Origin of the sequence: Gemmiger sp. An120, assembly GCF_002160955.1 — a bacterium.
GTDB lineage: Bacteria > Bacillota > Clostridia > Oscillospirales > Ruminococcaceae > Gemmiger_A > Gemmiger_A avium.
Genome location: NZ_NFLN01000006.1, coordinates 14,974 through 41,232 on the forward strand (window position 1 = coordinate 14,974; position 26,259 = coordinate 41,232).

Below are 26,259 nucleotides of genomic sequence, written 5' to 3' on the forward strand. Positions count from 1 at the left end.
TCCTGCCGCGCGGGAGAGGGGTTTCCTCTCCCGCGCCTTTTGCTTTTGCACGAATTTTCCCGAAAGGAGGCACAGGCCATGCAGCTGGATACGCCGGTGCAGTATCTGAAGAATGTAGGCCCCCGCACCGCCGAGCGGTTTGCCCGGCTGGGCATCCGGACGGTGGCCGACCTGCTGGCCCACTATCCCCGCCGGTACATCGACTACTCCAACGCGGGCGGGGTGGCCGCCGCACCCTTTGATACCGAGACGGTGGTGCGGGCCTTTGTCTACGCCAAGGAGCCGATGCGCCGTCTGCCCGGCGGGCGTACCCTGCAGCGGGTGCAGGCCGGGGACGGGGACGCGGCGCTGAGCCTGGCCTGGTTCAACAACCCCTACGCCGCCGACAAGCTGGAGGTGGGGCAGGAATACTGGTTTCAGGGCCGGGTGACCGGCACCCTGACCCGCCGGGAGATGGCCAACCCGCTGGTGCGCACCCAGGCGCAGGTGACCAAAGCCCCGCTGGAGCCGGTGTATCCCCAGACCGAGGGGCTGCCCAGCTGGCGGATCAGCCAGGCGGTGACGGCGGCGCTGGAGGCCGTGGGGCAGCTGGAGGAACCCCTGCCCCCTGCCCTGCTGACCAAATACCGGCTGCCTGGCCGGGCCGAGGCGGTGCGGGCCATCCACCGGCCCCGCTCGGCGGAGGAGGCGGCGGGGGCCCGGCGGCGGCTGATCTTTGAAGAACTGCTGACCTTGCAGCTGGGGGTCAACCTGATGAAGAGCCGGGGCGCGGGCCAGACCGGCGCCCGCATGGGCCGGGTGGACCTGGAACCGCTGTGGCGGTCGCTGCCCTTTGCCCCCACCGGGGCCCAGCGCCGGGCCGCGGGCGAGATCGCGGCCGACCTGCGGGGCCCCGCCCCCATGAACCGGCTGCTGCAGGGGGACGTGGGCAGCGGCAAAACGCTGGTGGCGGCGGCGGCGGTATACATTGCCGCCCGCAGCGGCTGGCAGAGCGCCCTGATGGCCCCCACCGAGATTCTGGCCGCCCAGCACGCCCGCAGCCTGCAGGCGATGCTGGGGCCGCTGGGGGTACAGGTGGCGCTGCTTACCGGCGGAATGAAGGCCGCCCCCCGCCGCCAGACCCTGAAAGCCATTGCCGAGGGCCAGGCGGATCTGGTGGTGGGCACCCACGCGGTGATCGGGGCCGGGGTGGAATTTGCCCGGCTGGGGCTGGCCATTGTGGACGAGCAGCACCGGTTCGGGGTGCGGCAGCGGGGCCTGCTGGCCGCCAAGGCGGACAGCCCCCATCTGCTGGTGATGAGCGCCACCCCCATTCCCCGCACGCTGGGGCTGCTGATCTACGGAGATCTGGACATCTCCATCCTGGATGAACTGCCCCCGGGCCGCAAACCGGTCAAGACGTATTATACAACCAGTATAAAACGCCGTGATATGTACGGTTTTTTAAACAAGCAGATCGAGGCCGGGCACCAGGTGTATGTGGTGTGCCCGCTGATCGAGCAGGGGGAAAACTCCGGCGAGGAGATGCAGGCGGCGGCGGATTACCGGGACAAGGTGGCGGCGCCGCTGCTGCCGGGACGGCGGATCGGTCTGCTGCACGGGCGGATGAAGCCCAAAGAAAAGGCAGCGGTGATGGACGCTTTCAAGGCCGGGGAACTGGACGTGCTGGTAAGCACCACCGTGATCGAGGTGGGGGTGGACGTGCCCAACGCCACGGTGATGGTGATTGAAAACGCCGAGCGGTACGGCCTGAGCGCGCTGCACCAGCTGCGGGGCCGCGTGGGCCGGGGCGCGGCGGAAAGCTGCTGCATCCTGATCAGCGACCATGATTCGGAGTCGGTGCGGGAACGTCTGCGGTTTCTGTGCAGCACCAGCGACGGGTTTGCGATCGCCAAATACGATCTGGAGCATCGGGGGCCGGGGGATTTCTTCGGCAGCCGCCAGCACGGGCTGCCGGTGCTGCAGATTGCCGACCTGATGACCGACACCCGCGCTTTGTACGCGGCACAGGAGGAGGCCGGCGCAATTCTGCGGGCCGACCCCCAGCTGCAGCGGGAGGAAAACCAGCCGCTGGCCCGGGCGGTGGAGCATTTGTTTGAGCGTGCCGAGGGCACCATGAATTGATTGGCTGATAGCAGTCCCCGTCAGCGGGCCGGAAGAATCCGGCCCGCTTTTGTATTGCCGCAGCATAAAAGCAACAATTTTTCTGTTTATTTATAAAAAGTTTACCACATACTGCTGCAAATCGCGTATAATAAAGCTAAGAAGCGGCCGGGTAACGGCCGCATTGCTGCAAAGGAGGCGAACCCTATGAAACTGACCTTTCTGGGCGCCGCGCACGAAGTGACGGGCAGCTGCTTTCTGCTGGAGGCGGCCGGGCACCGGCTGCTGATCGACTGCGGCATGGAGCAGGGCCCCGACCTGTATGAAAATCAGCCGATGGATCTGCCGCCCGGCCAGCTGGACGGCCTGCTGCTGACCCACGCCCATATCGACCATTCCGGGCGGATCCCGCTGCTGTACAAGCAGGGTTTTGCCGCGCCGGTCTGGTGCACCGACGCCACCGCCGACCTGTGCGCCATTATGCTGCAGGATTCCGGCCACATTCAGGAGAGTGAAGCCGAGTGGCGCAACCGCAAAGCCGCCCGCAGCGGCGGCGAGCCGTACGAGCCGCTGTACACGGTGGCCGACGCGCTGGCGGTGATGAAGCAGTTCGTGCCGGTACCCTACGGGGAAAAGCGGGAGATTCTGCCCGGCATCCGGGTGCGGTTTACCGACGTGGGGCATCTGCTTGGCTCCGCCTGCATCGAGATCTGGGCCGCCGAGAACGGCAGCGAGGAGAAAATCGTCTTTTCCGGCGACGTGGGCAACCTGAATCAGCCCATCCTGCGGGATCCCAAGTCCCCGCCGGGGGCGGACATCCTGGTAATGGAGAGCACCTACGGCGACCGCAACCACAACAAATCCCGGCCGGATTACGCCAAGGAACTGGCCGCGCTGGTGGAGGACACCTTTGCCCGGGGCGGCAACCTGGTCATCCCCTGCTTTGCGGTGGGCCGCACCCAGGAGATGCTCTATTTCTTCCGCCAGATCAAGGAGCAGAACCTGGCCCCCCGGTTCCCCAACTTTGAGGTCTGGCTGGACAGCCCCCTGGCGGTGGAGGCCACCCACGTATTCCGGGAAAACCTGTGGGAGTGCGTAGACGACGAGGCCCGGGCCCTGCTGGAAAAGGGGATCAACCCGCTGCAGTTTGAAGGGCTGCACCTGTCGGTCAAGAAAGAAGAATCCCAGGCCATCAACATGCTGCAGGGCAGCCACGTAATTTTGTCCGCCAGCGGCATGTGCGAGGCCGGACGTATCCGCCACCACCTGAAACACAACCTGTGGCGGCCGGAAAGCACCATCCTGTTTGTAGGCTACCAGTCGGAGGGAACCCTGGGCCGGGCCCTGGTGGAGGGCGTCAAGGAGGTCAAACTGTTTGGTGAGCCGGTGCAGGTGCGGGCCAAGATCCAGGTGCTGGCCGGCGTAAGCGGCCACGCGGATCAGAGCGGCCTGCTGCGCTGGGCCAAGGGCATCCAGCCGCCGCCCCGCCAGGTGTTTGTGGTGCATGGCGACGACGCGGTCTGTGATGAGTTTGCCGGGCTGCTGACCCGGGAACTGGGCCTGCGGGCTGAAGCGCCTTTCAACGGGGCGGAGTACGACCTGCTTACCGGCCGGTGCCTGGATCCGGGCAACAGCGCCCGCATCAAGAAGCCGGCCGCCGCCCGCAAGACGAGCCCTGTGTTCCAGCGGCTGCTGAACGCGGGCAAGCGCCTGCTGGCGGTGATCGAGCGCAACGAGGGCGGCGCCAACAAGGATCTGGCCCGCTTTGCCGACCAGATCGACGCCCTGTGCGACAAGTGGGACCGCTGACCCCTTGCATTTTGGCGAAACAATATGGTATACTCGGCTCTGGAATTGAATAAAGGCCCTGCCACCGGGTAGGGCCGATGCGGGCAGCATTTCTGTTTACGGCGTTAGGTCTTTGCAGTCGTAAACCGGGATGCTGCTTTTTTTGCGGAGGAGTTGCCATGAAAACCAAGCTGCGGCGTTACATTGTGTCCAATCTGATCGCCATGACCGGCCTGTCCTGCTATCTGCTGGCCGACACCTTTTTTATCTCGGTGGCCCAGGGGGCAAACGGCATCACCGCGCTGAATCTGGCGCTGCCGGTATACGGGCTGATGTTTGCCATCGGGTCGATGATCGGGGTGGGGTCGGCCACCCGGTATTCCCTGAGCCGGGCGGTGGGCTGGGGGGACGAAGACCGGTATTTTTCCGGCTCGGCTCTGGGGGCGCTGGCCGCCAGTGTGCCCTTTGTGCTGCTGGGGCTGTTTGCCACCGACGGGGTACTGCTGCTGCTGGGGGCGGACGCCACCATCCTGGCAGTGGGCCGCAGCTATCTGCGGATCGCGCTGTGCTGTGCGCCGTTTTTCATGCTGAACTACACCTGCACCGCCTTTGTGCGCAACGACGGCGCCCCCACCATAGCCATGGCCGCCACCCTGACCAGCGGGCTGTTCAACATTCTGTTTGACTACATCTTCATGTTCCCCATGGGGATGGGCATGGTGGGCGCGGCGCTGGCTACCGGCCTGTCCCCGCTGGTGAGCATGGGGATCTGCCTGGTGCATTATCTCTCGCCCAAAAACAACGTGCGGTTTGTCTGGGCGGTGCCCTCCCTGCGGCGGCTGGCCGCCAGCTGCAGCCTGGGTGTGGCGGCCTTTGTGGGCGAGATCTCCGGCGCGGTGACCACACTGGTATTCAATTTTCTGCTGCTGAACCTGGGCGGCAACGTAACGGTGGCCGCCTATGGGGTCATCGCCAATGTGGCGCTGGTGGCCACCGCCCTGTTCAACGGCGTATCTCAGGGGCTGCAGCCGCTGGCCAGCGCCGCCCACGGTGCCGCAAACCGGGAGGAGGAAGCCTGGCTGCTGCGCCGCTGCCTGCAGATCGCCGCCGCGCTGGCGGTGGTGCTGGTGGCGATGGTGCTGCTGCTGGCCGAACCGCTGGTGGCGGTGTTCAACAGCGAGGGCTCGGCCCAGCTGGCCGCCTATGCGGTGCCGGGCATCCGGCTGTATTTTCTCGGGTTCCTGCTGGCCTGCTTCAACATTGTGCGGGCCGGATACTTCGGGGCCGTGGGCATGGGCCGGGAATCCGCGGTGATCGCCCTCTCCCGCGGGGTGGTAAGCATCGTGCTGTTTGCCGTGCTGCTGGCCGCGCTGTGGGGCGTTACCGGGGTCTGGCTGGCCTTTCCCGTTTCGGAGGGCTTCACCCTGCTGATCAGTGCCCGGATGGGCCGCAAATCCTGACACAGAAAACGCGCCGCCCGGCTGGCCCGGGCGGCGCGTTTCATTTATTTCTGTTTCAGGGTTTCCAGCAAGCCGGCACAGCCCGCGCACACATCCGCGTAGGTGGCCTCAAAATCGCCGGTGTACCAGGGGTCCGCGATGCCCCGTTCCTCCCCGGCGTAGTGCAGCAGCAACTGCAGCTTACCCTCCGGGTCACCGCCGAAAATCCGCCGCATATCGGCCAGGTTGCGGGCCTCCATACCGATGATCCGGTCCCAGGCGGCATAGTCCTGCCGGGTCAGCGGGGTAGCCGTCCGGGGCGGGCAGGGCACCCCATGGGCCAGCAGGGTGCGCCGGGCGGGCGGATAGACGTCGTTGCCCTCCTCCTCCCGGCTGGTGGCCGCGCTGGCCACCGTGACCGCCTGGGCCAGCCCCGCGTCGTTCACCATCTGCTTCATCACATATTCCGCCATAGGGCTGCGGCAGATGTTGCCCAGGCAGACAAACAGGATTCGTGTCATGATGCCTCCCTCTCCCGGCACATACCGGTCAGTCAAAGTAGAACAGTTCTTCAAATTTTTTGTCCAACGCGATACAGAGAATCAGCGCCAGCTTAGCGCTGGGGCTGAACTGCCCCGTCTCCAGGGAACTGATCGTGTTGCGGGAAACGCCCACCAATTCCGCCAGTGCCGCCTGGGACAGGCCCTTTTCACTGCGGGCCTCCCGCAGGCGGTTTTTCAGAACGAGCGCCTCGTTCACAATGCCACGCCCAGCATACGGCAGGCGACCTCCACCAATGCCAGCACGGTGACAAATCCGGCCGCCGCCGCCAGGAACAGCTGCAACCGGCTGCGCTTGAACCGCCACGCCGCGTAGCATTCCCCGGTGAGATAGGCCAGAAACATGGCGCGGACGCCGTAATCGATCTCCCGGCCGGCGGCAAACGCCAGCAGCGCGATAACCAGGAACACCCCGCAGAACAGCGTTTTGCCGAACAGCCGCCCTTTGTCCCGCATGACCCGGGTTTCTTCGTCGATGCCCAGTACGCCTTCCTGCCGGGCTCTTTCCAGAATTTCTTCCTTCTGCATGGGTACACCTCCTGGACCAAACCACTGGCTTTTGTGTGGTATCAGGATACCATTGCCAAGTGTACTTGTCAATACATTTTTCGATTTTTGTCACAAAATCAAGGCGGCGGCCCCCCCCAGGGGCCGCCGCCTTACTGTGTAGGATCAGGATTCCGGTTTTTCCGGCTTGTCGGATTCGGGCTTTGCGTACAGCGGGCCGTAGTCCGCGCCCGCAGCGCCAGGCTGGACGGGCGGCACCGGCCGGGCGGCCGCGGTGGCGCGGATGCGCTTGCGGCTGCGGCGGGCGATCAGCAGCACGATCACCAGGATCACCGCCAGCACCAGCAGCGCCGGCAGCCGGTAGACCAGGAACACCGCCAGATCCTGGCAGAACTCGCCAAAGTCCACCCAGCTGTTGGCAAAGGCCTCACCAATTCGCTCACCAAAGGTGGGCTCCACGATGGTCAGGGAATCCACCTCGTTCAGGTAGACCTCCACGGTGCAGTAGTCCACCTGGTCGTCCATGGCACGCATCTGGGCGGTGTAGCTTTCGATCTGGTACTCCACATCGCTCAGCTGCTGCTGGATCTGCAGCAGGTCGGTCAGGTTCTCGGCCTGGGCCATCAGTTCGGTCAGGCGGGTGCGCTGGGTCTCCAGGCTTTCCAGCCGGGCCTGCACATCCACGTAGGAAGCGGTGATGTCCTCCATTTGCTCCTGCTTGTTCACCAGGTTGCCCACGCCGGAAGCCTCATTGAGGAAATCCGCATACCGGTCGGCCGGTACCCGCAGGGTCAGGCGGGACCAGCGGCTGCCCCGCTCGGCGCTGCCGCCCTCCTCGTTGCTCTCCACATAGCCGCCTGCCTTGTCCAGCGCGTCCAGCAGGGCTGTGCGGGCGTCCGTGTAGGTTTTGGTTTCCAGGTCCAGCGTGGCGGTGTACACCAGCTTGCGGCCGCCCGCTTCGGGCAGCAGCGTACCGGTTTCCCCGCTGGTTACGCCGCTCTCCTCCATGGCCATATCGTAGTTTTCCTGGGGCGCGGCAGCCGCCGCTCCGCCGCCCACCGCGGTGTTCATGGAAGACGAAGCGCCGCAGCCGGCCAGCAGCGCGCAGGCCAGCAGCAGGGCCAGCATTGTCAAAATCGTGCGTTTCATGAGATTCCCTCCTTCTTTTTTGGTCTTTCTACTCAAAATACGCGGCCGGGCGGCGGGATATTGCGTCCCGGCCGAAAATCCGATACAATAAAGGGCAGGTCCGCGTCAGGCGGGCCTTCTGTCTGTATTATATAACATCCGAAAGGGAAAGTGGGTAACGATATGATGACGAACGGGATCGGGAACGTTCTGGTGGGCCAGTCCGGCGGGCCGACCGCGGTAATCAACGCCAGCCTGGCCGGCGTGTACGAGGCCGCGCGGTCGCTGGGTGCGCCGCGTATCTACGGCATGAAGTACGGCATCCAGGGCTTTCTGCAGGGCAACCTGGTGGAGCTGGACAAACTGCTGGGGGACAAGCTGGACGTGGAACTGATGCTGCGCACCCCCTCCAGCTATCTGGGAAGCTGCCGCTACAAGCTGCCCGACCCCGCCCAGGACGAGGGCCCCTACCGCACCCTGTTCGCCCTGTTTGAACGGTATGATATCCGGGCGGTCTTCTACATCGGCGGCAACGACAGCATGGATACCATCGCCCGCCTGAGTGCCTGGGGCCGGGCGACCGGCAGCTCGATCCGGTTTATCGGGGTGCCCAAGACCATCGACAACGACCTGATGCTCACCGACCATACCCCCGGCTACGGCAGCGCGGCCAAGTATATCGCCACCATCATGAAGGAGGTCATCTGCGACTCCTCGGTATACGACCTGCGCAGCGTGACGGTAGCCGAGATCATGGGCCGCCACGCCGGCTGGCTGGCGGGCGCGGCCTGCCTGGCCTGCGGGCCGGACTGTGACGGCCCGGACATGATCCTGCTGCCGGAGGTGCCCTTCTCGCCGGAGACTTTCCTGCGCAAGGTGGACACGCTGCAGCGCAGCAAGCCGAATGTGATCATCGCCGCCAGCGAGGGCGTGCGCACCCGGGACGGGGTGTTCCTGTGCGACCTGGTGTCCGGCGGCGGGCAGCTGGACGCGTTCGGTCACAAGAGCATGCTGTCCGGTACCAGCCGGTACCTGAGCGATCTGATCCAGAGCAACCTGGGCTGCAAGAGCCGCGCCATTGAGCTGTCCACCCTGCAGCGGTGCGCCAGCCATCTGGCCAGCCGCACCGACATTGACGAGGCCTACCGGGTAGGCGCCGCGGCGGTGGAGGCGGCCCGGGGCGGCCTGACCGGCCGGATGGTGACCCTGCGCCGGCTGAGCGACGTGCCCTACCAGTGCGTGACCGGCACCGTGGAGATCGAGCAGGTGGCCAACCTGGAAAAGACGGTACCCGCCGACTGGATCGCTGCCGACGGCACCCATGTAAACGAAGCCTTTGAACAGTATGCCCGCCCGCTGATCCAGGGCGAGCTGTCCCCCATCTTTGTGAACGGCACCCCCCGTCACATCCGTCTGTAAGAAAAACAAACCGGCCGCCGCGCCAGGGAGAGCATCCCGGGCGCGGCGGCCGGTATTTTATTTTACGGCAGGATATAGAAGCCCCAGCTGGGCATCCAGAGCAGGCTGCGGGCCCAGCCCTCGCTGACCGGCACGCCTGCCAGCGCGGGATAGAACCAGACAAACAGCACGGCAGCCAGGGCCACCATTGCCACGGCCAGCCCGCGGGCCAGCTGCGGGCGGCGGCGTTCCAGCCGGGCCAGCCAGAGCAGCAGCGCCAGCAGCGTAAAGCCCAGGCTGGGGAAGTAGTGATACAGGAAGGTACACCGGGTAACCAGCACCCAGGGCAGCAGCTGGGCCAGGAACAACACCCCCACAAAGGCGCCGCGGCGGCTGCCCTTGCCGCAGAGGATGCGGCGGCCCACCGCCAGCAGCGCGGCCAGGCCGCCCCACCAGACCACCGGATTGCCCAGCACCGCAATGCTGGCGTAGGTGCCTTGGGGCAGGCCGCTGCCCATATAGTACCACACCGGGCGCAGCATCAGCGGCCAGGTGTACCAGCGGGATTCAAAGGAATGGGTGGCCACCAGCTGGCTGTGGTACCGGAACATGGACATCTGGCACTCCCACCAGTCGGCCAGGCCGAAGGAGGGATCCCGCCACACGTAGGGCAGGTAGCTGGCCAGGTAGATGACCAGCGGCACCGCCACGAAGAATACCACACCGCCGCCGATGGCCAGCGCGGCCTCCCGGCCAAAATCCGGCTGCTGCTGCCGCCAGCGGGCATACAATACCCAGAAGTAGACCACCGCCAGCCCGGCCCCGGCGTAGATGCCGGTCCATTTGCTGGCGCAGCCCAGGCCGAACGCCACACCGCACAGGGCCATGGGCAGGATTGCCGCCCGCACCCCTTTCTGCAGCACCGTCTGGGCGTACCAGAGCATAAAATAGGCGCCCAGCAGGATAAAGAAGGTCACATACACGTCGATGGTGGCGATGCGGCTTTGGGTGAACCGCATGAAGTCCAGCCCGAAGAGCGCCGCCCCCACCAGGGCCAGCCAGGGCCGGCGGGTCAGCCGGCGGCCCAGCAGATAGAACAGCGGCACCATCGCCGCGCCGAACAGCGCCCCGGCCACCCGCCAGCCGAAGCCGTTCATCCCGAACACCGCGATGCCCAGCATGATGAACACCTTGCCCAGGGGCGGGTGGGTGGTTTCGTAGACGCTCATCTTGTGCAGCATCTCGTAACCGGTGCGGCCGTGGTAGATCTCGTCAAAGTACATGCTGTTCAGCTGGCTGATGCTATCCGGCACCAGCGCCTGCTCGTCGCACAGGGCACCGCCGCCGCTCACCGGCAGCAGCGCGCCGTCGGCATCCCGGAAAGCGATCTCCATGATCGCGCCGTTTTCCACCGTCACGGTCACCTCTCCGGTGGCCGATGCGGTATAGGCGTTCCACTTGAAGGTGGTACCGTGGCCCAGCTCCTGCTGCACCAGCACCTGACCGGAAGAGTCGGTCACCGTCAGGTTACCGCCGGTGGAGATGCCCGCATACAGCCAAATCTGGGATGCCTGCCCCTCCACTGTGACCGTTTCGGTAACGGTGGTGCCGGAGGCATCCAGCGGGTTTTCCGGGGCGGTGGTGTCGCCCAGATACACAAGGCCCAGCACCAGCGCGGCCAGGGTGAGCCCGCCTAAAGCGGCCCATTCCCATTTGGCCCAGACAGGCTGGGGGGCCGGGGCGGCCCAGACCTCCCGCCGGGGCCGCATATGAATCTGGCAGACCCGGCCGGTAAGCAGCAGCCGCCCGGCCTCCAGGGCCAGCAGTACGAAGCAGACGGTTTCGGCCAGGCCGGCAAACCGCACCAGCAGCACCGCCTGGGCGCTGGACAGGAATTCGTCGCTGGTGCCCACGCTGGAATAGACAATGGCCAGATTCAGCAGGCTGGTCAGCGACAGGCCCGCCGCCGCCCCCAGCAGCCGACGGTCGCCCCATTTGGCGCTGGCGGCGATGGCCAGCAGCACCGCCGGGATCAGGTACCGCTCATGCATCCGGTGGGACACGGTAAAGATGGCCGCCGCATACACCGCAGCCAGGGTCAGCGGGCAGAAATGGCCCCGCCGGGCTGCCTGCCAGCCCAGCCAGCACAGGCCCAGGGTGGCCAGTACAATCCCCAGGGTGCCCCACTGCTGCCAGGTAAGCGGACCCAGGCGGGCGGTCTGATCCACCCAGTTGCCGCCCAGCGCCGCCCACAGGTTAAAGCCGTTGACGGTGGCATAGGGGTAGCTCTGAGAGGTGCCGAAATATTTCTGCACCAGCCAGACCGGGCTTTTGCCGCAGGCAAGCCCCGCCAGCACGGTGGGGGCCAGGGCGATCACCGCCCCCAGCGCGGTGCGGCCCAGAGCCCGCAGCCGGGCCTGGGCATCCCGGGGCTGGCCGGGCGCGGGGATCACTGCCGGCTGCAAGAAGCATACCGCCAGCACCGGGCCCAGCAGCAGCGCCTGGGGTTTGAGCGCCAGGGCAAAACCGTAGGCAAGGGCCGCGGGCAGGCGGCGCCGGCGGCTCAGCAGCCAGAAGCAGAGCACCAGCGGCAGCACAAACAACCCGTCCACCTGTTTCCAGACAGCGGTATCAAACAGCAGCGGCGGGCAGAACGCCAGAAACGCCGCGGCCCGCAGCGCCACCCGCTTATTGTACCGGCAGCCGCTGCCGATCCGGTATACCAGCCAGATCAGCACCCCGTCCGCCGCGATGGGCAGCGCGCAGAGCAGCAGCCGGGCCGCCCCGCCGCCGGTATCCAGGCCCAGCGCCCGAATCAGCAGGCCGGGTATCCCCAGCCAGAGCATATACAAAGGGGGATAATCCGCAAAATAATCCGCAGCGTAAAATTCAAACGGCCCTACTTCGGCCATGCGCAGCGCCCAGGCGGTAAAGCAGTTCATGTCGTAGCTGTACCCTTCGGTCAGCACGACCAGCACCGCCCGCACCAGCACCGCTGCCGCCAGCACCGCCGCCAGCGGCCAGAAAATGTTGGATTTGCGTTGTTCCATGATGCACCTCACAGTCCGCACAACTGGGACAAGTATACCACAAATCCCCTGCCGGGTACAGGCGAAACGGCCCGCATCCCGGCGAAAAGGCTGTGAAACTTTTCCTGTATGGATACGAACCGGCCCGGCAGGCTATTGCATGCGGACACAAAAAGCGGACGGTTTCCGCAAAGGGAACCGTCCGCCCGGACAAGAAGTTTTATTCTGTTGAAAACAAACCGATTATTCCACGTCCTGCAGCGCGGCAAAATCCTCTTCGCCGGTGCGGACCTTGACCACCCGCTGCACCCCGTAGACAAAGATCTTGCCGTCGCCCACGTGGCCGGTGTAAAGGGCTTTCTTGGCCGTTTCGATCACGGCGTCCACCGGGATGCTGCTGACCACGATCTCCACCTTGATCTTGGGCAGCAGGGTGGCGTCCATCTCCACGCCCCGGTAGTACTCGCCCACACCCCGCTGGATGCCGCAGCCCATGACCTGGGTCACGGTCATGCCGGTGACGCCCAGCTGGTTCATGGCGGTTTTCAGTTCATCAAAGCGGGACAGCCGGGCAATGATGGTCACCTTGTACATGCCGGACGAAGCAGCCGGGTCGGCGGGTTCGGTGCGCACCACCGGCACCGCGGCTGTCTGCCGGTGCTCGCCGGCCTTTTCGTAATCGTCCTCGCCCAGATCGGTGTTTTCGTTCACGTCCAGCGCAGCGGACACATCGGTGATGGCAAAGCCGGAGTAGGCGCTGGCCAGGCCGTGTTCATGGATATCCAGACCGTCGATCTCCACCTCGGCGGGAACCCGCAGGCCCACCAGATTATCGATCACCTTGAAGATGATGGTCATGGTCACCAGCACCCACACGGCCACCGACACTACGCCCGCCAGCTGAACCAGCAGGAACCGGACCCCGCCGCCGTAGAACAGGCCGCCGTCGGTGGCAAACAGGCCCACGCAGATGGTACCGAAGGCGCCGCAGACACCGTGTACCGACACCGCGCCCACGGGATCGTCAATTTTGGCTACCTTGTCAAAGAACTCCACCGCCAGCACCACCAGGATACCGGCCATCAGGCCAATGAAGAACGCGCCCACCGGGCTGACCATGTCGCAGCCGGCGGTAATGGCCACCAGCCCCGCCAGGGTGCCGTTGAAGGCCATGGAGACGTCCGGCTTCTTATACCGAATCCAGGTAAAGAGCATGGTGGCGCAGGTGGCAACCGCCGCGGCCATGTTGGTGTTCATGAATACCAGCGAGGCGCTGAGCATGCTTTCGTCGCTGGAAAGGCTTACGGTGCTGGCGCCGTTGAAACCGAACCAGCAGAACCACAGGATAAACACACCGGTGGCCAGTGCGGTCAGGTTATGGCCGGGAATGGCCCGGGGCTTGCCGTCCTTGGTGTATTTGCCGATCCGGGGGCCCAGCATGGCGGCGCCGATGCAGGCGGTGATGCCGCCCACCATATGCACCGCGGTGCTGCCCGCAAAGTCATGGAAGCCCAGGCTGGAAAGCCAGCCGCCGCCCCAGATCCAGTGGCCGGAAATGGGATAGACCACCATCGAAATCAGCGCGCTGTACAGGCAATAGGCCTTGAAGTTGGTGCGTTCCGCCATTGAGCCGGACACGATGGTGGCGGCGGTGGCGCAGAACACGGTCTGGAAAATCACATAGCACCACAGCGGCAGGGTGCCGAAATCATAGCTGCCCCGGATCAGCGGGTCCAGCCGGCCGATAAAAGCGCCCGCGCCGCCGAACATCAGGCCAAAGCCCACCAGCCAGTACAGCGGGGTACCGATACAAAAATCCATCAGGTTCTTCATCAGAATATTGCCGGTATTCTTGGCACGGGTCAGGCCCGCTTCACAGAGCGAAAAACCCGCCTGCATAAAAAATACCATGGCCGCGCCCCACAGGGTCCACAATACGTCCGCAGAGTTGTACATACACATTTCCTCCCTCGTTATGCCCCGCAGATGCGGCTGTTCGGGCGGCGCTTGCCTGCCGCCGCGCCCCTCCGCGCGGGTCCTGATCGGGGATGCACGCCGCCCCAAGGGGTAAGGGCGGCTTTGTGCATCCAGCGCCTCGGGCCGAACGAGGCCCGGGCTCCGCGGCCCGGAAAAAGAAAACAGCAGGGGCGCTGAGGTCGGCCCCTCAGCGCCCTTGCTGTTTATGCGTGTAGTATACGCCGATGGACAGGCAGTTGTCAATCAGCATTTCCACGGGATTTTTTCACGTTACTGTGTGAAATTTCTTCATCTGTGTGTCTGTGACGCACACCGTTGCTCAGGCCCGGGTGACCTTGGGGCCCTGGGGGGTATCCTCCACCACCCAGCCAAGGGCGGTGATCTGTGCCCGCAGGGCGTCGGCGGTAGCCCAGTCCTTCGCCTTCTTGGCGGCGGCACGCTGCTCCACCAGGGCGGTGACCTCGGCGGGCACCTCGTCCTCTTTCTTACGGTTGTACAAAAGGCCCAGCACGCCGGTCAGCTCATCAAAGGCCTTGGCGGCTTCCTCCAGCGCGCCCTTGGAGGCGGCGGGGGCCAGGGTGTTGATCTGGCGCACAAAGTCGAACAGGGCGGCCAGCGCGTCGGGGGTGTTCAGGTCGTCGTCCATGGCGGTATCGAACTTCTCCCGCACGGCGGCGGCCTTTTCTTTCAGGGTCTCCTCCCCCTCGGCCGGGGCGTTCTTGATGGCAAAGTCCAGGTTATCCCGGCAGGTGTACAGGCGTTCCAGGCTGCTCTTGCAGCTTTCGATCAGCTCCACGGTGTAGTTCAGCGGCATGCGGTAGCCGGCGCTGAGCATAAAGTACCGGATGGGCTCGTAGCCGTACTTGTCGGCGATCTCCCGCACGGTGAAGAAGTTGCCCGCGCTCTTGCTCATCTTGCGGTTGTCGATGTTCAAGAAGCCGTTGTGCATCCAGTAGCGGCTGAACTCGCAGCCGTTGGCGCACTCGGACTGGGCGATCTCGTTTTCATGATGGGGGAAGATCAGGTCCTGGCCGCCGCAGTGCAGGTCGATGGTCTTGCCCAGATGGGTGCGGGCCATGGCGCTGCACTCGATATGCCAGCCGGGACGGCCCGGGCCGTAGGGGCTGGGCCAGGCGGGCTCGCCGGGCTTGGCGGCTTTCCAGATGGCAAAGTCCGCCGGATCCTCTTTCAGGTCGTCGTCCATCTGGCTGCGCAGTTCCCGGTTGCCGCTTTCCAGATCCTCCAGGTTCAGGTGGCTGAGCTTGCCGTACTCCTTGAACTTGCGGGCCCGGAAGTACACATCCCCGTTGCGGGCCACATAGCCGTAGCCCTTGTCGATGATATCGGCCACGATGTCCAGGATCTGGTCGATGTGCTCGGTGGCGCGGGGCTGCACGGTGGGAGGCAGGGCGTTCAGCCCGGCGGCGTCCTTTTTGTACTCGGCCTCAAAGCGGCGGGCCACCTCCTGCATGGAGGTGCCCTCCTCCTGGCCCTTCTTGATCAGCTTGTCGTCGATGTCGGTGATGTTGGACACATACAGCACCTTGTTGCCCCGGTATTCCAGGTACCGGCGCAGGGTGTCAAAGACGATCAGCGGCCGGGCGTTGCCGATGTGGATGTAGTTGTAGACGGTGGGGCCGCACACATAGATCCGGTATTCGCCGGGGGTCTGGGGGACAAACTCCTCCTTGGTGCGGGTGAGGGTGTTGAAGATCTTCACGTTCTGCACGCTCCTTTTTCATTCAGCCGGGGCGGACCGCCAAAACAAAACGCCGCCCCCGTCCGCCCTTTCGGGCAGACGGAGGCGGCGAAAAGCCGCGGTTCCACTCCGCATTGTTTACTCATTGCCGCCGGTAACGGGGCGATCCGCAGAGGGCTACCGGGCCGAAACCGGCCGTTCACCCTCCGTGCTCTCGGGCGCACTTCCCGCGGCAGCCTGCCCCGAGGGGGCTTGCAGCCCATGGCCCCCTCTCTCTGTTGGTTGCTTGCCGGGTACTCTGCCCGATCCAGACGCATTTGTTCTGTGTATTCCCATTATACGGGCCGCAGCCGGGCAAGTCAAGCGCCCGGTGTTATTTGGCCGTGTTGATGAACTGGCGGTTCTGCCAGATGTACTGCGCGCCGCTGAGCACCGTGACCAGCGCCACCAGCCAGCACAGCCCCTTGGAGACCCAGTAAAACGCCTGGTTGGCGGCCATACTGCCGCCCAGGCTCAAGGTCCCCAGGCCGAAGTAGTAGACCAGGATGGTGACCATCTGCAGCACGGTTTTGATCTTGCCCCACCAGTTGGCGGCGATGACCTTGCCGCCGGGGGCGCTGGCCGCCACCATCCGCACGCCGGACACGGCGAATTCCCGGGCCAGGATCAGGGTGAGCACCACCGGGCTGCAGACCCCGTCCTTCATCATGTACAGAAAGGCGGTGGTGGTGAGCAGCTTATCGGCCAGCGGGTCGGCAAATTTGCCGAAATCGGTGACCAGGTGCCAGCGGCGGGCCAGGTAGCCGTCCAGAAAGTCGGTGAAACTGGCCACCGCGAACACCGCCCCCGCCAGGAAATATCCCGCGGGCTGATAGGCCAGCAGAACCCCGCCGGCAAACAGCATAAAGACGGGAACCAGCAGAATACGCACCAGGGTCAGTTTATTGGGAAGATTCATGGGAAACGCTCCTTATGACGAAAACCGCCCGGGAAAGCCCGGGCGGGTAGAATTTACTCGGCGGATTCGACCGGCACGCCGTACAGGTCGTACAGATCGCTTTCTTCTATGAGTATATCATAAAATTCGCCGGGGTAAAGGGGCATTTCGCTGGAAACGCAGACATTTCCGTCGATCTCGGGGGCGTCGGCGGCGCTGCGGCAGAGGTACAGGCCGGTTTCCTCATCCACCCCGTCGCAGATCACCCGCACCGTCTGGCCCACCCGGGCGGCCTGCTTTTCGCCCATGATGCGGCTTTGCAGGTCCATGATCCGGTCGGCCCGGCGCTGTTTTTCCTCTTCCTCGATCTGGCCGGGCATGGTGGCGGCCACGGTGTTCTCCTCGGCGCTGTAGGCAAAGCAGCCCAGCCGGTCGAACCGCACATCGTGCACAAACTGGCACAGTTCCTCAAACTGTTCCTCGCTCTCGCCGGGGAAGCCCGCGATCAGGGTGGTGCGCAGCACGATATCCGGGATGGCCGCCCGCAGCCGGGCGATGGCGCTGTCCACAGCGGCCCGGCCGCCCTTGCGGTTCATGCCTTTCAGAATCTCGTCGTTGCAGTGCTGGATGGGCAGATCCAGATACTTGACCACCTTGTCGCAGGAGGCCAGCGTTTCGATGAATTCATCGGTGATGCGCTCCGGATAGGCATAGAGCAACCGGATCCAGACCAGCCCCTCGATGGCGTTCAGCCCCCGCAGCAGCTCGCAGATCTGGTTTTTGCCCTGGTCGTCCCCGTAGGCGGTGGGGTCCTGGGCTACCACGATCAGTTCCTTGACCCCTTCCTCGGCCAGCCAGCGGGCCTCGGCCAGGCAGTCCTCCAGCGGACGGCTGCGCAGCGGGCCCCGGATCATGGGGATGGCGCAGTAATGGCAGCGGTTGTTGCAGCCCTCGGCGATCTTCAGATAGGCGAAGTGCCGGGGGGTGGAGATCACCCGGGCGCCGCCCAAAGCCAGAGCGGTCTTGGGGCCGTAGCTCTCCACCGTTTCGCCGCCGGCCACCCGCTCCAGAATGGCGGGCAGCGCCGCGTTGGAGCCGATGCCCACCACCGCGTCCACCTCGGGCATTTCCTCCCGGATCTGCTGACGGTACCGCTCGGCCAGGCAGCCGGTGACGATCACCTTCAGGTTCGGGTTTTCCTCCTTGTAGGCGCAGACGGTCAGGATGGTTTCGATGGCTTCCGCCTTGGCGCTTTCGATAAAGCCGCAGGTGTTGATGATGACCGCGTCGGCTTCCCGGGGTTCGGCCACGGTGGTGTGGCCCGCCCGCAGCAGGCTGTGGCAGAATACATCCGCGTCCACCTGATTTTTCGGGCAGCCCAGCGAGATCACGGCAATTTTCATAGGTACCTCCCTGTACAGCGACACCGCACCACCCCTGCGGGCCGTGCGGCATCGGATCGTGCTTGTTTGATGCGGGGTTATTCCTCCCGCTGTTCCTGCCAGGCGGCCAGCGCCGCCCGGATATCCTCATGGGTAAAGCCCCGGCGGGCCAGGGCGGCCTTGACCTTGTCGGTCTCGCCGGCGGCCAGGCGGGCGCCGTAGGGGCGTTCCAGCAGGCGGAGAATCGCCTGCCGGGCGGGGGACAGTTCCTCCCCGTCCTCCGCGAACAGCTCCGCCAGCGTGTCCTCGATCACGCCCTCGTCCACCCCGCAGCGGGCCAGCTGCATCCGGATGTCCCGGGGGCTTTTGTTGCGGCGGGCCATCCAGGCCGCTTTCTGGCGGGCAAAGGAGGCGTCGTCCAGCAGATCCAGCTGCTGCATCTTGGCCACCGCCGCCGCGGCGGAGTGCTCGTCAAAATCCCGGCAGAGACGCTGGTACAGCTCCCCCGCCGCCCACAGCCGCACCGACAGACAGCGCAGCGCCTTGTCGCAGGCCTTGCGGGTATCGCTGGCCGCCCGCAGTTCGTCCAGTTCCTCGGGGGTGAAGCAGTCCCCCTCCTCAATATGGCGGGTGAAAAAGGTCTCGCTGTCCAGCGAGAAGAGAAAGCCCTCCTCCCCGAACAGGGCAAACCGGCCTTTCCGGGTGGTCTGGATGGCGGTGATGCGCATTTAGTCCTCCACCATGATGTCCAGATCGGCTTCCTTGGCGCGGGCCACCGCGTCGGAGGGCAGCTTGGCGGAGGCGGCGGGCGCGGGCACCGTTACCGGTTCCACCTTGCCCTTTTTGCCGGCGGCCAGCAGCTTGTCGGCGTTGGCGCGCACGATGCTCTCCACCTCGGCCATGAAGTCGGGGTGCTCTTTCAGGTAGATCTTCACGTTGTCGCGGCCCTGACCCAGACGGGTATCGCCGTAGCTGAACCAGGCGCCGCTCTTCTGGATCACGCCCAGCCGCACGGCCAGGTCCAGCACCTCGCCGGTTTTGGAGATGCCCTCGCCGAACATGATGTCGAACTCGGCCTCCTTGAACGGGGGGGCCACCTTGTTCTTGACCACCTTGGCCCGGGTGCGGTTGCCGATGAACTGGCCGCTGGCATCCTTCAGGCCCTCGATGCGGCGCACGTCGATCCGCACGCTGGAGTAGTATTTCAGCGCGCGGCCGCCGGCGGTGACCTCCGGGTTGCCGTAGACCACGCCCACCTTTTCACGCAGCTGGTTGATGAAGATGGCCACGGTGTTGGTTTTGCCGATGACGCCGGTGAGTTTGCGCAGCGCCTGGCTCATCAGGCGGGCCTGCAGGCCCACGTGGGAATCGCCCATCTCGCCCTCGATCTCGGCGCGGGGCACCATGGCGGCCACCGAGTCGATGACGATGGCGTCGATGGCGCCGGAGCGCACCAGCGCCTCGCAGATTTCCAGGGCCTGCTCGCCGGTGTCCGGCTGGCTGACCAGCAGACTGTCGATGTCCACACCCAGCGCCCGGGCATAGACCGGATCCAGGGCGTGCTCCACGTCGATGAAGGCCACCTCGCCGCCGGCCTTCTGGGCCTCGGCCAGCACATGCAGGGCCAGGGTGGTTTTACCGCTGGACTCCGGCCCGAAGATCTCGATCACACGGCCGCGGGGCACACCGCCCACGCCCAGCGCCAGATCCAGGGACAGGCTGCCGGTGGAGATGGCATCCACCTGCATGGCCACGTTGGCCCCCAGCTTCATGACGGCGCCCTTGCCGAACTGTTTTTCAATCTGGGCCAGCGCGGTTTCCAGCGCGGCCTTTTTATCACTGCCCTGCTTCTTTTCCGGCGAAGCGGCGTTTTTCTTTTCAGCCATATATCCTGCAGCTCCTTTAGCTCCGCCCGGGGGCGGGAATTGGTTCGATAAAGCCGCCAACGCGGCCCATGCCTATAGTATACCCGATTTGCGGGCAAATTACAACTAAAAGTTGTTGTAAATTTACAATTTTTGTGCCCAGACCACTCGGGGATTGCCGCCGTAGTCCTGCCCGCTGCCGATGTTCGTCCAGCCCTGGGCGGCCAGCAGCCCGCGGACGGCCTGTTCCTGCTGCCAGCCGATCTCCAGCACCAGCCAGCCGCCGGGGCGCAAGGGTTCCCGGTAGGCGGCGGCGATGTGGCGGTAGAAGTCCAGCCCGTCGGTCCCGGCGGCCAGCGCCATGGCAGGCTCAAAGGTCACCTCCGGCTGGAGGGCGTCCATCTCTTCCCCGGTCAGGTAGGGCGGGTTGGAAACGATCAGATCCAGCTGCCCGGCGGACAGGGTGTCCTGCCAGGTGAAGATATCCCCCTGCACCGGCACGGGGGCCGGGCCCGGGCGGGCGGCGGCCTGTTCGGTGCAGTTGCGCTGCAGATAGACAAAGGCCTCGGAGCTTTTTTCCAGCAGGGTGACGTGGGCGGCGGGCACCAGGCTGCGCACCCCCAGCCCCAGCGCGCCGGTACCGGCGCAGAGATCCAGCACCCGGGGGGCGGGCAGGTCCCGCACCCGGGCGGCGGCGGCTTCGCAGACCACCTCGGTATCCGCCCGGGGGATCAGCACCCCCGGCCCCACCGCCAGCTCCATATCCAGAAAGGGCCAGCGCCCGGCCAGATACTGCAGCGGTATACGCCCGGCCCGCTGCCGGGCCAGGTCTTCCAGCCGGGCGGCTTCGCTTTCCGAGAGGGGGGTATCGTCCAGCCGGGGATCCCGGCCGGTGACATAGCGCAGCAGCCAGGCCGCGTCAAAGGACGGATCGGGGCATCCGGCGTCCCGCAGGCGGCCGGTCAGCCGGGCACGGGCCAGCCGCAAAGGCAGCCCGGCGGTTACCACAGACCGTCCTCCGGCTTGTCCGGCAGAACGGGGGTCACGGCAGCGATGGCCACCTCGATCATGGAATCGTCCGGCTCAAAGGTGGTCAGCCGCTGGAGCCACAGCCCCGGCGCGCTGATGATACGGGTGAACAGGTTGTCGTACCGGCCGGCCAGCTTGATAAGCTCGTAGCTGATGCCCATGACCACCGGCAGCAGCAGCAGCTTGTACACCACCCGCAGGGCGGTGCTGGGCCAGGGCAGCACGCTGGAGACCAGAATGCTGATCAGGATGACCAGGAAGATAAAGCTGGTGCCGCAGCGGGGATGGAACCGGCGGCAGGGGCGGATGTTCTCCACCGTCAGGGGCAGACCGGCCTCGTAGCAGGCGATGGTCTTGTGCTCGGCCCCGTGGTACTGGAACAGCCGGTGGATCTCCTTCATACGGCTGCACAGATACATATAGCTCAGGAAGATGATCATCTTGAAGATGCCTTCCAGCAAAGCGCGGAAGCCGTCCACCGGCAGCACTTTGGTCAGCAGGCCGGTGAGCAGGGTGGGCAGCACCAGAAACAGCAGAATGGCCAGGCCGCCGCCGGCCAGCGCCGCCAGCGCCATGATCACCGACTGGAGCTTTTCCCCGGCGTGGGCTTCCAGCCAGGCGTCAAAGCGGGATTTTTCCGCTTCCTGTTCCTCCTCGGTCATGCTCAGTTCGGCGGAATGCATTAGGTACCGGTAGCCCAGCACCATGTTCTCCACCATGGCCAGCACCCCGCGTACAAAGGGGATGCGGGCCCAGGCGTGATGGCGCACGGTGTCGTAGCTCAGGTCGATCTCGCCGTCGGGCTTGCGCACGGCCACACAGATTTTTTCGGGGCCGCGCATCATGATGCCCTCCATGAGGGCCTGGCCGCCCACGCTGGTTTTAAAGCGTTCTTTGGGGGTATGTTGGGTTGGCATGGGTTCTCCTTTCGGGGCGGCCGGAAAGGCCGCCGGTGCGCCGCAGAATTATCGGCCCGGCGCAGGCCGCGATAAGGCAGGGTTCAGGGGTCGGGACGGGCCCGGCCGGGGATGTACAGGGGCAGGCGGATCTTGACGGCGGTGCCTTTGCCCAGCTCGGAGGTAATGTCCACCGCGCCGTCCATGGCGGTGATGATCTCATCCACCACCGCCAGGCCGATGCCGCTGCCGCGCACCGCGCCCTTGCCCTTGAAGAATTTCAGTTTGACGTTTTCCAGATCGTCCGGCGCGATGCCCCGGCCCTCGTCCCGGATGATCACATAGGCGTTTTCCCCGTCGTCCAGCAGGTCCAGGGTGATGGCCCCGCCCGGCGAGGAATACTTGATGGCGTTGTCCAGCACGTTGATGAACACCTGACGCAGCCGCCCCGCGTCGCCCAGGATGGGCAGGGGCAGGTCGGGTTCCTCATAGACCAGCCGCAGCCCTTCCTGCTTGATGCGGGCCTCCACAAAGAGGGCCGCGTCGGTCAGTTCCGCCACCAGGTCCAGGGGGGTCAGTTCCATCTTGATGCCGTTCTGCATCCGGGAAAAGTCCAGCAGTTCCTCCACCATGTCGTAGAGGCGGTCGGTCTCCCGGCCGATGATGGCGATGCCCTTGCGGTAGTTTTCGTCCTCCGGGTCCCGGATCTGGGCGATGGTCTCCACCCAGCCCCGGATGCTGGTAAGCGGGGTGCGCAGTTCATGGCTTACCGAAGAGATAAAGTCGTTTTTCAGCTTTTCGGTCTTGCTCAGATCCTCCGCCATCTGGTTGATGGTGGTGCACAGGCGGCCGATCTCGTCGTTTTTATTGTCCGTTTCGGGCAGGCGGGCGCTCAGATCGCCCCGGGCTATGCGGGCGGCGATGTTCTCCACCTGGCCCAGCGGGTTGACGATGGAGCGCACAAAGAACAGCCCCGACCAGAGGCTGAAGCCCAGGATCACGGCGATCAGCGCCAGGCTGATCACCGCGTTCTGGGACAGAGCATCGTCTACCAGTTCCAGACTGGTGGACATGCGCAGCGCGGCCACGTCCTCGGCGGCGTAGGGGGTGAGCATGGTGATGGCCAGCACCCGTTCCCCGGCGGCGGAGGTATAGATGCGCCGGGCGGTACCGCCCGCCTCCACGGCGGCGTCCAGTTCTGCGCTCCAATCCCCTTCCCCGTCGGCGGGCAGGTAGCCGCTGGAGGTGGCGATCAGCCCGCCGTCCGCGTCCAGCAGCATGAATTCAAATTTGTCCTTGGCGTCGAACTGCTCCACCATCCGGCGCAGCGCCAGGCTGCGGGCCTGGGCGGTGGCGGCGGCGGTGGGGCCCACGTTCATCTTCAGCTGGCCGGAAATGCTGGAAAACCGGCTGAGAATCGCCTGTTCCACCCCGCTGTAGTAGCTCTGGCGGTTGGCCACCAGGAAAACCGCCTCGGCCAGGATCAGCGCGATCAGGGTGATCAGAAGGCTGCCGGTGAGCCAGCGTTTTGTGATACTGTTCATGGCAGCCTCCTTTCCGGCAAAGGTTCAGCGGGACGCGGTCAGCCGTTCCAGCGGTAGCCGTAGCCCCAGACAGTAAGGATGTGCTTGGGCTGGGAGGGCTCGTCCTCGATCTTCATGCGCAGGCGGCGGATGTTCACGTCCACGATTTTCACGTCGCCGTAGTAATTTTCGCCCCAGACCCCTTCCAGAATCTTTTCCCGCACCAGGGCGGTGCCGGGGTTCTGGAAAAACAGTTCCATGATCTGGAACTCCACCTGGGTCAGGTCGATGGGTTCGCCGTCCTTGTACAGGATGCGGGCTTTTTCGTCCAGCACAAAGCTGCCGCTGACCAGCCGGGTATCCGGCGGGGCCGCCGCGGCGTCGCCCCCGGTGCGGGCCACCCGGCGGCAGAGCGCCTCAATGCGGGCCAGCAGTTCGGACACGCTGAACGGTTTGGTCATGTAGTCGTCGGCGCCGATGGACAGGCCCCGGATCTTGTCCGATTCCAGGCCCTTGGCGCTCAGGATGATGATGCCGATGGCGGAGTCGTCCCGGCGGATGGTCTCACACAGGGAAAACCCGTTCATGCCGGGCAGCATCACGTCCAGCACCGCCGCGTCGCAGCGCTGGGCGCTGAGCAGTTCCAGCCCGCGCTCGGCGGTGGGGGCTTCCAGCACCTCGTACCCCGCCATGCGCAGGTTGAGGGCGATCAGCTCCCGGATGCTGGTTTCGTCTTCCACTACCAGTACACGTTTCATAGGGTTTGGACCTCCTTCGCCGCCCGCAGGCGGCGCGATTTACCAGAAAACCGGTGCTTACAGCACCAGGGTGCGTTTGGCCAGGCTTTCCAGGCTGAACACCTGGCTGTCCGGCCCCAGACGTGCCCCCACCTGCTGGGAGCCCACGGTGGCGATGCGGGTATAGCCCACCAGGCTGGTGGTCAGGGGCGCCACCCGCACCCGCAGATACAGGGTATCGCCGGTGAGATCCCGGATCTCCCAGCCGTCGGTGCCGCTGTCACACAGGGAAATCTGCCCCCGCAGACTGAAAGGCACCGGCAGATAATAGCCGTATTCCTCATCCAGCACGCCGAAACTCACCTGCCGGCTGCGCTGGCTGGTATAGCTGTTCCAGGCCACAAAACTGAGCCGGTGCTCCTGCACCAGGCTGGTGATGCCCAGCGAATCGTCCTGCACCTGGGTGGGGATCTCCACCATACCGTCGTTGTTGATATCCATGCTGTACAGGCTGCCGTAGTAGCGCAGGCTGGCGGTGTACAGATCCACCCCGCCCGGTTCGGGCACCGGTTCCAGCTGGCGGCCTGCCGCGTCGCACCGGAACAGGCAGCTGGCCATATAGGACCCGGAGGAGCCGATCAGCCCGTCCATCACCAGGTAATGCCCGCCGTCCGACCCGCGGCTGATCTGCAGGGACGCACAGTCCACAAAGCGGGAATCGGTGAGCAGCTCCTGCCCGATGGTGAAGCCGTTCGGCCCGGCGGTAAGCAGCTTGAGCCGCAGGCCGCCCTCGGCCACCGGGGCCACCACCACCAGATCCTCCACCCCGCGGCCGGTGATGTCCGCTACCAGATACCGGGAGTAGGCCTCCTGCAGCACACAGCTGAGGGTACTGTCCTGATACGCATACACTGCCAGGTACTGGTCGCCCTGGGGGCTGGCGTAGCCCACCACCAGCTGCTGGGCGCTGCTGCCCTCCTGCAGGCTGGCCAGGCTTACGCTGTCCACCTCGGTGGACAGGCCCTCCTGTTCCTGGGTGACCGTCCAGCCGGAGTCGGTCTGTTCCAGAATCGCCACATGGACGTTCTGGCCCTTGGCGGTGCTGGTATAGAGCACCGCCGCGTCCTCCACGCCGTCCCCGTCCAGATCGCCGAACACAAAGGGGGAAAGCCCCTGGCCGCTGGTGGGGTATTTCAGTTGGGCGCTCTCGCCCAGGTAGCTGTCCAGCGCTTTCTGCACCTGGCTGTGCTGGCCGGAGAGCTGCGGCGCACGCAGCAGCTCTTCCACCGAGGGGGTGCTGGTCAGGCTGCAGCCCGTCAGCAGGCAGGCCAAAGCCGCCAGGCAGATTTTCCATAGTCCGCGCCGCATAAGCCGCCGCCCCCTTTCGCGTGTTCCGCGGCTGCGCACAGGCGGCCGCGAAGCAGGTTACACAGGGATTATTATACCACCTTCAGCCTAAACAAGCAATTCCCGCCAGCATCAGGCAGACGCCGCCGGCCATACCGCCCACCGCCGCGCCCCGGTGTACGCCCAGGCCGCCGGGGATCAGTTCGGCGGTGCTGACCCAGCACATGACCCCCGCCACCAGCACCAGCATCCCGTTGAGAAAGCCCGGGCTGAGCCGCCCGTACAGCACCCCGAAAGCCAGCAGGGCGCCCACCGGTTCGGCCAGGCCGCTGGCCAGGGCGGCCAAAGCGGAGCGGCAGCGTTTGCCGGTGGCGCAGTAGAGCGGGGCCGCCACTGCCACCCCCTCGGGCAGGTTGTGCAGGGCGATGGCCAGCGCCATGCGGGCCCCCAGTTTGGGGTCGGCCACCCCGGCAAAGAGGGTGAGCAGGCCCTCCGGAAGGTTATGCAGCACCAGGGCCAGCCCGGCAGCCATGGCGCCCCGCAGCGCGGCGGCCCGGCTGTCCGGCTGACCGGTGCGGGCAGGGGCGTCCGGCAGCAGGCGGCCCATCAGGGCGGCCAGCCCCATCCCCATGCAGAGCAGGCTGACCAGGGCCAGGGCGGCGGGCAGGGGCGGCAGGCTTTGCCGGTAAACGGCCAGCGCCCCGGGCAGCAGATCCGCCAGGGATACCGTGAGCATCACCCCGCCCGCAAAGCCCATGGAGCCGGCCATAAGCCGGTCGGAGGGGGGCACAAGCAGCGGGATCAGCCCGCCCACGCCGGTGGAAAGCCCGGCCAGAATCGTCATGGCAAGCGGCGTCCACATTCCAGTATTCCTCCCCGGGGCCGCCGGTATCGGGAAACGCGGCCCTGTTCCAG

General features: G+C 65.3%; 21 protein-coding genes. 4 read left to right on the forward strand and 17 right to left on the reverse strand.

Annotated elements, in window-relative coordinates; genetic code table 11:
* Positions 1–45: 45 nt before the first annotated feature.
* The 3 genes from recG to B5E65_RS06740 all read left to right on the forward strand — a co-directional run bounded on the left by recG (position 46) and on the right by B5E65_RS06740 (position 5,351).
* Entirely contained in the window at positions 46–2,124 is a 2,079-nt protein-coding gene (gene recG / locus B5E65_RS06730) for an ATP-dependent DNA helicase RecG (protein ID WP_275532863.1), read from the forward strand.
* A 186-nt stretch (positions 2,125–2,310) separates the two neighbouring features.
* Positions 2,311–3,912 carry an MBL fold metallo-hydrolase RNA specificity domain-containing protein gene (locus tag B5E65_RS06735; protein WP_087171010.1) on the forward strand — a complete coding sequence of 534 codons (1,602 nt, stop codon included), beginning with the start codon at positions 2,311–2,313 and terminating at the stop codon, positions 3,910–3,912.
* A 158-nt stretch (positions 3,913–4,070) separates the two neighbouring features.
* A complete protein-coding gene (locus B5E65_RS06740; RefSeq protein WP_087171011.1) occupies positions 4,071–5,351 on the forward strand; it encodes an MATE family efflux transporter in 1,281 nt (426 codons plus the stop codon).
* A gap of 44 nt (positions 5,352–5,395) precedes the next feature.
* Here the strand turns inward: B5E65_RS06740 and B5E65_RS06745 are convergent, their stop codons facing one another.
* The 4 genes from B5E65_RS06745 to B5E65_RS06760 all read right to left on the reverse strand — a co-directional run bounded on the left by B5E65_RS06745 (position 5,396) and on the right by B5E65_RS06760 (position 7,546).
* Positions 5,396–5,851, reverse strand: coding sequence for a low molecular weight protein-tyrosine-phosphatase (locus B5E65_RS06745; RefSeq protein ID WP_087171012.1), 456 nt, complete (start codon positions 5,849–5,851; stop codon positions 5,396–5,398).
* Between the two features lie 28 nt (positions 5,852–5,879).
* Positions 5,880–6,089, reverse strand: coding sequence for a helix-turn-helix transcriptional regulator (locus B5E65_RS06750; RefSeq protein ID WP_087171013.1), 210 nt, complete (start codon positions 6,087–6,089; stop codon positions 5,880–5,882).
* A complete protein-coding gene (locus tag B5E65_RS06755; RefSeq protein ID WP_087171014.1) occupies positions 6,086–6,418 on the reverse strand; it encodes a DUF6442 family protein in 333 nt (110 codons plus the stop codon). Before B5E65_RS06755 ends, B5E65_RS06750 begins: the two co-directional genes overlap by 4 nt.
* A gap of 144 nt (positions 6,419–6,562) precedes the next feature.
* Complete coding sequence (locus B5E65_RS06760) at positions 6,563–7,546, reverse strand: DUF4349 domain-containing protein (protein WP_087171015.1); 984 nt, start codon at positions 7,544–7,546, stop codon at positions 6,563–6,565.
* Between the two features lie 162 nt (positions 7,547–7,708).
* Between B5E65_RS06760 and B5E65_RS06765 the strand changes: the two genes are divergently transcribed.
* Positions 7,709–8,944: a 6-phosphofructokinase gene (locus B5E65_RS06765; protein WP_242957501.1), complete on the forward strand. Its 1,236-nt coding sequence runs from the start codon at positions 7,709–7,711 to the stop codon at positions 8,942–8,944.
* A 62-nt stretch (positions 8,945–9,006) separates the two neighbouring features.
* Here B5E65_RS06765 and B5E65_RS06770 read toward each other — a convergent pair whose 3' ends face one another.
* The 13 genes from B5E65_RS06770 to B5E65_RS06830 form a co-directional block, all read right to left on the reverse strand.
* Positions 9,007–11,973, reverse strand: a complete 2,967-nt coding sequence (locus B5E65_RS06770) for a phospholipid carrier-dependent glycosyltransferase (RefSeq protein ID WP_087171016.1) — start codon at positions 11,971–11,973, stop codon at positions 9,007–9,009.
* A gap of 222 nt (positions 11,974–12,195) precedes the next feature.
* On the reverse strand, positions 12,196–13,908 hold the full coding sequence (locus tag B5E65_RS06775) for an ammonium transporter (protein ID WP_087171017.1): 1,713 nt from the start codon (positions 13,906–13,908) through the stop codon (positions 12,196–12,198).
* Between the two features lie 340 nt (positions 13,909–14,248).
* Positions 14,249–15,649 (reverse strand): cysteine--tRNA ligase, encoded by a 1,401-nt coding sequence (gene cysS / locus B5E65_RS06780; protein WP_087171018.1) that lies wholly within the window; start codon positions 15,647–15,649, stop codon positions 14,249–14,251.
* A 352-nt stretch (positions 15,650–16,001) separates the two neighbouring features.
* Entirely contained in the window at positions 16,002–16,586 is a 585-nt protein-coding gene (gene pgsA / locus B5E65_RS06785; RefSeq protein ID WP_087171019.1) for a CDP-diacylglycerol--glycerol-3-phosphate 3-phosphatidyltransferase, read from the reverse strand.
* Between the two features lie 53 nt (positions 16,587–16,639).
* The gene (rimO, locus tag B5E65_RS06790) at positions 16,640–17,968 is read right to left on the reverse strand and encodes a 30S ribosomal protein S12 methylthiotransferase RimO (RefSeq protein ID WP_087171020.1); all 1,329 of its coding nucleotides are present in this window, start codon (positions 17,966–17,968) and stop codon (positions 16,640–16,642) included.
* A 77-nt stretch (positions 17,969–18,045) separates the two neighbouring features.
* Positions 18,046–18,675 (reverse strand): regulatory protein RecX, encoded by a 630-nt coding sequence (locus B5E65_RS06795; protein WP_087171021.1) that lies wholly within the window; start codon positions 18,673–18,675, stop codon positions 18,046–18,048.
* Positions 18,676–19,833 (reverse strand): recombinase RecA, encoded by a 1,158-nt coding sequence (gene recA / locus B5E65_RS06800; RefSeq protein ID WP_087171022.1) that lies wholly within the window; start codon positions 19,831–19,833, stop codon positions 18,676–18,678.
* A gap of 123 nt (positions 19,834–19,956) precedes the next feature.
* The gene (prmC, locus tag B5E65_RS06805) at positions 19,957–20,820 is read right to left on the reverse strand and encodes a peptide chain release factor N(5)-glutamine methyltransferase (RefSeq protein WP_087171023.1); all 864 of its coding nucleotides are present in this window, start codon (positions 20,818–20,820) and stop codon (positions 19,957–19,959) included.
* The gene (locus B5E65_RS06810; RefSeq protein ID WP_087171024.1) at positions 20,814–21,758 is read right to left on the reverse strand and encodes a DUF1385 domain-containing protein; all 945 of its coding nucleotides are present in this window, start codon (positions 21,756–21,758) and stop codon (positions 20,814–20,816) included. The genes prmC and B5E65_RS06810 overlap by 7 nt, the downstream gene beginning before the upstream one ends.
* 83 nt (positions 21,759–21,841) lie before the next feature.
* Entirely contained in the window at positions 21,842–23,281 is a 1,440-nt protein-coding gene (locus B5E65_RS06815) for a sensor histidine kinase (protein WP_087171025.1), read from the reverse strand.
* 38 nt (positions 23,282–23,319) lie between these two features.
* Positions 23,320–24,018, reverse strand: coding sequence for a response regulator transcription factor (locus tag B5E65_RS06820; RefSeq protein ID WP_087171026.1), 699 nt, complete (start codon positions 24,016–24,018; stop codon positions 23,320–23,322).
* A 57-nt stretch (positions 24,019–24,075) separates the two neighbouring features.
* On the reverse strand, positions 24,076–25,365 hold the full coding sequence (locus B5E65_RS06825; RefSeq protein ID WP_087171027.1) for a hypothetical protein: 1,290 nt from the start codon (positions 25,363–25,365) through the stop codon (positions 24,076–24,078).
* Between the two features lie 82 nt (positions 25,366–25,447).
* The gene (locus B5E65_RS06830; RefSeq protein WP_087171028.1) at positions 25,448–26,206 is read right to left on the reverse strand and encodes a ZIP family metal transporter; all 759 of its coding nucleotides are present in this window, start codon (positions 26,204–26,206) and stop codon (positions 25,448–25,450) included.
* Positions 26,207–26,259 lie beyond the last annotated feature (53 nt).